General features: G+C 62.3%; 9 protein-coding genes. 7 read left to right on the plus strand and 2 right to left on the minus strand.

Annotated elements, in window-relative coordinates:
* Positions 1–172: 172 nt before the first annotated feature.
* Positions 173–1,048, minus strand: a complete 876-nt coding sequence (locus AVJ23_RS21695; RefSeq protein WP_157772760.1) for a bile acid:sodium symporter family protein — start codon at positions 1,046–1,048, stop codon at positions 173–175.
* 133 nt (positions 1,049–1,181) lie between these two features.
* Here AVJ23_RS21695 and AVJ23_RS21700 point away from each other — a divergent pair, with 133 nt between their 5' ends.
* The 7 genes from AVJ23_RS21700 (at position 1,182) to AVJ23_RS23415 (ending at position 6,892) form a co-directional block, all read left to right on the plus strand.
* The gene (locus AVJ23_RS21700; RefSeq protein ID WP_058864329.1) at positions 1,182–1,730 is read left to right on the plus strand and encodes a carboxymuconolactone decarboxylase family protein; all 549 of its coding nucleotides are present in this window, start codon (positions 1,182–1,184) and stop codon (positions 1,728–1,730) included.
* Positions 1,731–1,818: 88 nt separating this feature from the next.
* Positions 1,819–2,232: a nuclear transport factor 2 family protein gene (locus tag AVJ23_RS21705; RefSeq protein ID WP_058864330.1), complete on the plus strand. Its 414-nt coding sequence runs from the start codon at positions 1,819–1,821 to the stop codon at positions 2,230–2,232.
* Between the two features lie 69 nt (positions 2,233–2,301).
* Positions 2,302–3,312: a helix-turn-helix domain-containing protein gene (locus AVJ23_RS21710; protein ID WP_058864333.1), complete on the plus strand. Its 1,011-nt coding sequence runs from the start codon at positions 2,302–2,304 to the stop codon at positions 3,310–3,312.
* Positions 3,313–3,789: 477 nt separating this feature from the next.
* Complete coding sequence (locus AVJ23_RS21715; RefSeq protein ID WP_058864331.1) at positions 3,790–4,014, plus strand: hypothetical protein; 225 nt, start codon at positions 3,790–3,792, stop codon at positions 4,012–4,014.
* A gap of 124 nt (positions 4,015–4,138) precedes the next feature.
* Positions 4,139–5,008: a cysteine hydrolase family protein gene (locus AVJ23_RS21720; RefSeq protein WP_205626904.1), complete on the plus strand. Its 870-nt coding sequence runs from the start codon at positions 4,139–4,141 to the stop codon at positions 5,006–5,008.
* Between the two features lie 191 nt (positions 5,009–5,199).
* Positions 5,200–5,535 (plus strand): YHS domain-containing (seleno)protein, encoded by a 336-nt coding sequence (locus tag AVJ23_RS21725; protein WP_276203230.1) that lies wholly within the window; start codon positions 5,200–5,202, stop codon positions 5,533–5,535.
* Between the two features lie 82 nt (positions 5,536–5,617).
* Positions 5,618–6,892 carry an NAD(P)H-dependent oxidoreductase gene (locus tag AVJ23_RS23415; protein WP_240484772.1) on the plus strand — a complete coding sequence of 425 codons (1,275 nt, stop codon included), beginning with the start codon at positions 5,618–5,620 and terminating at the stop codon, positions 6,890–6,892.
* Between the two features lie 286 nt (positions 6,893–7,178).
* Here AVJ23_RS23415 and AVJ23_RS22455 read toward each other — a convergent pair.
* A partial coding sequence (locus AVJ23_RS22455) for an MIT C-terminal domain-containing protein (RefSeq protein ID WP_157772761.1) occupies positions 7,179–7,461 on the minus strand: 283 nt, incomplete at its 5' end.

The raw sequence follows: 7,461 nt of genomic DNA on the forward strand, positions 1-7,461 counted from the left end.
CGAGTACTGCTTCCGGGTCTTGCGCTTGATCCCTTTGACCAGCTTGTCGGCCGCGTCCTTGGATGTTCCGGATTTCTGGCTCATCTTCGCTCCTTGGTGGCTGCGATGATCCAGAAATCCTCCGTTACGAAAACCTCAAATCTGTCCCACAGGTGCTGACGTCAGACAGCCCTCAAACGCGCTGCCATGCGCGCGAGAGCAGGATGACCACCGGAAAGGTCATTGCATAGGTCAGGGCGCCATAGACCACCGAAGGTGTCGAGAAGAGCGGAAAACCCGCCGCATCGCCCCACAGCATCGCCCCCGCGGCAAGCCCAAGCCCGCTGTTCTGCACGCCCGTCTCGACGGCGATGGTTGTCCGTTGCGGCTCGGACAGACCGCAGACCTGCCCAACGGCAAGACCGAGACCCAGAAGTAGGAAGGTCAGAAGCGCAAGCTGCCACCCGATCAGGATCAGGCCGGATTGCAACGTGTCGGCGACTTCCATGAAGGACCAGCCGATGATCGCGATGAACACGGCGAAGCAGATGCGGAAGATGGCAGGCTCGTGCGGTTCGACGACGCGGGGCGCAAGGTGGCGTATCGCCATGCCCAGAAGGACGGGAACTGTGACGACCGCCACGACGCGCAACGTGAGATCCCCGAATTCGACCCCGAGCGCCTCGGTGCCAAGGAAATGACCCGCCGCCAGCAGGGACAGCGCTGGCAGGGTCGCCGCCGAAAGGATGTTGCTGACCGCCGTCAGGGACACGGACAGGGCCACATCACCGCCGGCAATCCGCGTCAGCAGGTTGCTCATCGCGGCGCCGGGGCAGAGCGTGAGGAGCACGATGCCGAGGGCTAGCTCCGCGTCCTGCTGCTGTGCCGAGACGAACAGGAAACCCACAACAGGAACCAGACACACCTGGCTCGCGACCCCGATAAACAGAGCCTTCGGCCGTCTCAAGGAGGATCGGAAGTCGGCGACCGTCAGACCGAGGCCAAGCGCGAACATCATCACGAAGACCGCGACGGGAACAGCTACATCGATGATTTTGTCGGTTGTCACGGTTTTGAGCCTCGATGGGTGCATATCACAGCCGGCGTGGCAGATCGAGCCAAACGCTTGGCAGAGCATGCCAATACGATGGCGAGATCCATCCCTACATTCGGAACATCAAACCGTATGGAGAAAAACCAGCATGTCCCGCATCCAGCTTCCCGCCTCGATCGACGCCGCGCCAGCCGCCTCCCAACCCCTCCTCGAGGGGGTCAGGAAGATGCTCGGCAGTGTCCCGAACCTGTTCCACATCACCGCGAACAGCCCCGCCGCGCTCGAGGGCTATCTCGGTCTGAACGGTGCGCTCGCGAAGGGCATCCTGACACCGCAGACCCGCGAGCGGATCGCGCTGGCGGTCGCACAGATCAACGGCTGCGACTACTGCCTGTCGGCGCACACCTACCTTGGAAAGACCCTCGCGAAGCTCGACGACGCCGAGATCGCCGCGAACCGCGCCGGCGGCTCCTCCGACGCGAAGGCCGATGCGGCCGTACGCTTCGCGGCCAAACTTGTGCGCGAACGCGGACAGGTCTCCGACGCCGACGTCTCGGCGGTGAGGATTGCGGGCTACAGCGACGCCGAGATCGTCGAGATCGTCGCACATGTCGCGCTCAACACCCTCACCAACTACCTAAACGAGGCGTTCGACACGCCCATCGACTTCCCGGTCGTCAGCGCCACGGCGGCGTGACACCGCGGACGCCCCGGTCGCGCTTCCCCCCGCTATGTCCCGCACCGCGACCGGGGCGAATTCTGCGGCACTCAGAAGGTTTAGCCAGATGACACGCCCCCCTTTGCCGATCTTCGACGACGCGTCTGCCCGGATCAAGGTCCGGCTGGCGGAGGATGCCTGGAACAGCCGCAAGCCCGAAAGGGTCTCGCTCGCCTACACCCCCGACAGCCAGTGGCGGAACCGGGCGGAGATCTCCGCGGGCCGCAACCTGATCGTCGAGTACCTCACGCGCAAATGGGCGCGCGAGTTGGAGTACCGCCTGATCAAGGAGCTATGGGCATATCACGGCAACCGCATCGCCGTGCGCTTCGCCTACGAATATCGCGACGACGGCGGCGCCTGGTTCCGCGCCTACGGCAACGAGAATTGGGAGTTCGATACGGACGGCCTGATGCGCCGGCGTATTGCGTCGATCAACGAGATTCCCAAAGGCTTCCCCGAGCGCGAACCGAGCGCCTGAATGAAGCGGCGGTTTGTTAGGCAGCATGGAAAGACTGGTTTTCGCGACGCTTTCGGCTTAGCTTTGGCCATGCCGAGCGTGACAGCCGCATTTGCGCGTGCGATGGCCCAAGCGGCCGGGATGACGCTGCGAGACGACGGGGCTCTTGTCTCCGGCGGAGTGGTTGTGCGCCGTTTGCCGCAGCCCACGGACGGCCGGCTCACGGAAACCGACTATTTTGATTTTCTGGACTGGATCCGGCGCCAGCATGAAGACGAGGTCGCGCTGCTCGAAGCCTATGCCAAGATGATCCGAGCCGACGATATAGGCGTGCTCGGGTTGTCGATGAAAACGGCGCCGACACTCCGCGCCTCCCTCGAGCGCGTGCAACGTTACTGGCGGGTTGTCACGGATTCTGCGATTTATCGCCTGGACGATACCGGCGATCCGGCATGTCTCGTCTTCGAGGCGCGAACGGGGCATCATCCCGTGCTCGACTTTCGTAACGAAGGCGCATTGGCCGGGTCCGCGCGCAATATTCGCCAGATCGTGGACGGCGAATTGGTCTTCGAACATGTCTCGTTCCGCCACGCGTGCCGCAGCGATCCGGATCGCTATGCCGCGCATTTCGGTTGCCCTGTCTACTTCGAGGCGGATCGTAACGCCATAGCCTTCAAGCCCGAAATGCTCGACCTGCCAAACCGGCTGGGCGATGCGGCGGTGTCGGACTTCCTGACCGCCCATCTCGAGACGGAGATCGGCTCGCTCAAGGACGACCCCTCGCTCCGGGCGGCCCTTCTGCGTCGCTTGACACCGGCGCTAAGCGACGGCGTCCCGCAGGCGGCGGAGGTCGCGCGCGACATGGGGCTGAGCGAACGTACGCTATACCGTCGCCTCGCCGATGAGGGGCTGACCTTCCGTGACGTGCTCATTGAAGCGCAATCCTCGCTTGCCCAGGAGCTTCTGAGGGATAGCGCGAGTTCCATCGCCGAGATCGCGTTCCTCACCGGATTTTCCGAGCAAAGCACGTTCAGCCGAGCCTTCAAGCGCTGGGTCGGACAGGCCCCCGCGCAGTTCCGGCAGCAGTTCCCGGATCCTTAGCGCCATCTGGCCGCTTCGGTTTTTGCGGGATTGGTCATGAAATTGACGGAGCCGGCCTCGATCAAGACCGGTGCCCGGGCGCGCCCGGGCCTCCCGTGTTCGCCGACATCCGGGAAACCTGCATGACACAGCGCAACGACCAACGCCCGCGCCGTGCGGTCGAGGATAGGGTGACGCCCGCGCCCGTCCGGATGGCCGCCGCCCAAGGACGAGGCTGAGCGGTCAGAACGCATTGGCAGACCCGGCCATGCGCTTGGCAGGGTCGGCCAATACCGGATGTGCCCAATTCCTTAACGTAAGGCCATCGACCCCGGATAGGTCGGGACCCGGCACCCCCGGCTCCTCCTCTCCGCAAACCGAGAGGCCACCGCCATGACTGACAATACAAGTATGTCCCATACTCAGGCAAAGCTGCGAGACAATCGCCGGTCTGCAGATCCTTCAGAGCGCCCAGGCGGCACAGGCGAAATGACACACATGGTGCTGATGACAATCGCCGCCGGCCTTATGACCGGCGTTGTGACCTTCCCGGTGACGATGCCGGGCAGAATCTTTGCGGAACCGATGACCGACATCGACACAACCGATGTCGGCCCCGCCTTCGAGCGGCCGGACTGTCACCTTCCCGGCCTCGAAGCGACCGGCCTGTCTGCTTGGATCGCAGGCGTGCCGCCCCACAGAGCGACACGGTGCCTGCCCTGACACGGCCGGTTCCCGGCCACGAGAGGCAAGAACGCCCCTGGCGCGCAACGCCTCGACCCTAACACCCCAAGCGGTACGCCAAGCGGTGCGCCGTCAACACCCACCACCAGAATGGAGCCTTGAAATGGACCACGATCACTCTCATGACCATACCCACGTCTGCGGCTGCGATGTAACCCCCGAGCGGGTAGACATGGCGCGCAGGCGCCTTATCGCCGGGGCCGCGGGCGGTGCCGCTGCCGGGGCCGCCGCCGCTATCGGCGCTTCGGCCAGTGCCGCGACGCCGGAGGCACGCGCGCACTACGCCGATCCTGACGAGCCGGGTCTGCCGCAAGTCGACATGGACATCGCGCCGGGCCGAACGGCCCTCGTTGTCACCGATCCCCAGATTGATTTCCTGTCCGAGGACGGCGTCACATGGGGCGTCGTCGGCGAAAGCGTGACAGAACAGGGCACCGTCGACAATATCGAACGGCTGTTCGCGGCCGCCAAGACCGCCGGGATGCCGGTCTTCATCTCGCCGCATTACTACTACCCGCACGACCACAAGTGGCAGTTCGAGGGAACCCTGGAAAAGACCATGCACGCCATTGGCATGTTCGACCGGCTCGGTCCCCTGAATCTCGAAAATTTCGAAGGCTCCGGCGCCGACTGGATGCCACAGTACAAAAAGTACATCGAGGACGGCGAGACCATCGTCTGCTCGCCGCACAAGGTTTACAGCCCCGCTCAGAACGACCTGAACCTGCAGTTGCGCAAGCGCGGGATCGACAAGGTGATCCTTGCGGGCATGTCCGCGAACCTCTGCACCCAAGCGCATCTCTACGAGCTACTGGAGCTGGGCTACGAGGTGGCCGTCGTGCGCGATGCCACCGCCGGCGCGAAAGTGCCCGAAGGCGATGGCTATCTCGCCGCGATCATCAACTTCCGCATGGTCGCCAACGGCGTCTGGTGGACCGACGAGGCCGTCGAACGCATCGCGCAATCCGCCTGATGCACCCCGAACAAGAACCCTACCCTCCCTCAGGAAAGGATCTCTTCCATGAAACCCTCCATCTTCCTCCAGGCTTTGTCCATGTCCATCGCGATTTCGACCGCCGCCTACGCGGCAGATGAAGTCAACGTCGGCAATGGCTTGACGCTCATGGCAATCCGCTCGGCATGCACGGGGTCGATCCCGTGTCCATGTTCGAAAGCAGCGCTCCGACACAAGGAAACGCTGTCCATACGTCGACCTATGACGGCGTGGACTACTACTTCACGTCAGCGGAAGCCAAAGCAAGTTTCGATGCTGCGCCGGAGCAGTATCTTCCCCAGTTCGGCGGCTTCTGCGCCTTCGGTGTCCAAGTCGGCAAGAAGCTCGACGGCGACGTTCGTTACGCGGATATCGTCGAGGGGAAGCTTTATCTCTTCGTGAGCGCCGCGACCCTCGAGAAATACCTCGAAGATCCGGAGGCGGTTATCGCCGGCGCCAACGCCAAATGGCCCGGTATTGTGAATACGCCTGTGAGCGATCTCTGATCCAGGCAACCCGAAAAACCTGGCGACTCGCGCAGATGTCCGGGCCGTCCCCCTCTCTTCTCGGAAACTACAGGATAAAGCGATGACAACCCTGCTTCGCATCGATGCCAGCGCCCAACGGCAAGACCGTTCGCTGACGCGTATGCTGACAAATCTATTCACGACCGAATTCTTGCATGCCAATCCGGACGCAGAGGTGATCGCCCGTGATATCGGACAGGATCCGGTTCCGGCGATTGATCACCGATTCATCCATGCAGCCTTCACCCCGCCCGAGGCTCGCGAAGACTGGATGACCGAGCGGCTGGCCCTTTCAGATGTCCTGATCGACGAGGTGGTGGCTGCGGATATCATCGTTCTGGGGGCGCCCATGTACAATTACGGGATGCCCGCCGCGCTGAAAGGCTGGATTGACCACGTTGCACGGATCGGTCGAACCTTCTCGTTCGATCTCGGACGTGGCGACTTCCCCATCGAACCGATCCTGAAGGACAAGCAGCTCGTCGTGCTGTCGTCCCGGGGCGAGTTCGGTTTTGAGCCCGGCGGGCCACGGGCGCACCTGAACGCACTGGATCCCGCCATTGCTGCCTGCGCGCATTACTTTGGTGTCGACGTCGCAGACATCCAAACCGTTGCCATTGAATATCAGGAGTTCAAGGACGCACGGCATGACCGTTCGGTCAGCGCTGCCAAAGAAGCGACGCGTGCACTTGCACAGCAGTTTGGCAGACCTGCCAAACAAAAGACTCTTCACCTGCCTGACCAACCCAAGAAAAAGGACAAACTAATGACAGACTTTCCTACGCACACGATCGATTCCGCTCCCGCAGACGCAAAACCGATCCTGCAAGCTGCGCTGAAAGGGTACGGCTTCGTGCCCAACCTCTACGCCACCATGGCGGAGGCTCCGACCATCCTCGAAGGTTACACAACGCTATCGGCCATCTTCGGCAAAACGGAGCTGTCGGAAACCGAGCGTCAGATCATTCTGATGACCAACAACCGATTGAATGGCTGCCAATACTGCATGGCAGCACATACGACGCTATCGCAGATGGCCGGAGTTGCGGAGGATGTCATCGCGGCGCTGCGCAACGATACCCCCATCGCGAACAGTAAGCTGGAAGCCCTGCGCCAGTTTGTCATCGTGATCAACGAAAGCCGTGGATGGCCCACTGAAGCGCAGATCGAGCGTTTTCTGCAGGCCGGTTACACGCGGCGAACCGTGCTCGAGGTTATTCTTGGCACGGCACTGAAAACCCTGTCCAACTACACCAACCATATCGCGGAAACGGACCTGGATACGGCTTTTGTAGCCAATGCGTGGCCAACACCCGCGTCCCAAGCCGCGGAATAGCTCCGCGCGACCGGCCGGTGTCTGATGGCACGTAACGAGGCGACAGCAACAAAACCCGTCGCTGTTGCCCCAGGTGTCCCTGACGGCGGCACTTTTCAAAAGGATGAGGCGCGCAACAGCCTCACCGCCGTCAAAGAGCGAGCGTCCGTTTCTTGCGCGGGGTCGCCATTGGCTGCAGCTGCAGCGAAGGTCGGCAAACCGCCCAGGACTCCCGGATCACCGCGATCGGCACGTCGACCCATCCTGAGGATACTGTGCGGCGACGGCAACCGACACGAACGTTAGTCTATTGTCGGACATAGGTCACGTAGAACCCTTTCACCATGCGGTGTTCCTGTAGGCGATCCCCGAGGTTGAAGCCTTCACGGCGCACCGGTGCTTGGAAAATGTCGAGGCCGCGATCCAGCACGATCTTCCAGCCAGTATCGGTCACGATATCTCGGGCGTGTGCCGTGCCAGAGGTATCGAAGTGTCCGTCGTCAGATAATTTGGGACGCTTGAGCGCTTTCCAGACTGGAGGCTCTGGCTCACCGCTGGTTGATGTTACGCGTTTGCAGTTTCGTGGCGCA

The organism is Pseudoponticoccus marisrubri (assembly GCF_001482405.1).
Classification (GTDB): Bacteria; Pseudomonadota; Alphaproteobacteria; order Rhodobacterales; family Rhodobacteraceae; genus Pseudoponticoccus; species Pseudoponticoccus marisrubri.

Coding starts and splice junctions, on each gene's coding strand:
- AVJ23_RS21700 (WP_058864329.1), top strand. CDS start 1,182: ATGTCCCGCATCCAGCTTCCCGCCTCGATCGACGCCGCGCCAGCCGCC.
- AVJ23_RS21705 (WP_058864330.1), top strand. CDS start 1,819: ATGACACGCCCCCCTTTGCCGATCTTCGACGACGCGTCTGCCCGGATC.
- AVJ23_RS21710 (WP_058864333.1), top strand. CDS start 2,302: ATGCCGAGCGTGACAGCCGCATTTGCGCGTGCGATGGCCCAAGCGGCC.
- AVJ23_RS21715 (WP_058864331.1), top strand. CDS start 3,790: ATGGTGCTGATGACAATCGCCGCCGGCCTTATGACCGGCGTTGTGACC.
- AVJ23_RS21720 (WP_205626904.1), top strand. CDS start 4,139: ATGGACCACGATCACTCTCATGACCATACCCACGTCTGCGGCTGCGAT.
- AVJ23_RS21725 (WP_276203230.1), top strand. CDS start 5,200: ATGTTCGAAAGCAGCGCTCCGACACAAGGAAACGCTGTCCATACGTCG.
- AVJ23_RS23415 (WP_240484772.1), top strand. CDS start 5,618: ATGACAACCCTGCTTCGCATCGATGCCAGCGCCCAACGGCAAGACCGT.